This is a genomic window from Streptomyces sp. P9(2023) (assembly GCF_032436795.1).
Lineage (GTDB): Bacteria > Actinomycetota > Actinomycetes > Streptomycetales > Streptomycetaceae > Streptomyces.
This window is the reverse complement of record NZ_JAUPWM010000595.1, coordinates 1-260: the sequence shown is the minus strand read 5'-3', so window position 1 is coordinate 260 and position 260 is coordinate 1. Positions and strand designations below refer to the sequence as shown.

The 260-nt window shown below is 51.2% G+C and carries 1 pseudogene; it reads left to right on the top strand.

What is annotated here, in order from left to right:
• A pseudogene (locus Q5762_RS38820) lies at positions 1-260 on the top strand (molybdopterin-dependent oxidoreductase); the annotation flags it as partial.

Below are 260 nucleotides of genomic sequence, written 5' to 3'. Positions count from 1 at the left end.
CTTAAAGCCCGATTTTGATAACGCCGAATACATCATTTTTATTGGTATGTCGCCAGCGCAAGCGGGTAACCCGTTCAAACGTCAGGCTCGCCAGCTCGCCAAAGCACGCACCGAAGGTAAGTTGGAATACACCATTATTACGCCAAGCTTGCCTGCAGGTTCATCGAGCCTCGCCGCAGGAGATAACAACCATTGGTTGCCAATTAAGCCCGGCTCAGACTCGGCGTTGGTGTTGGGGATGATCCAGTGGATCATTGATA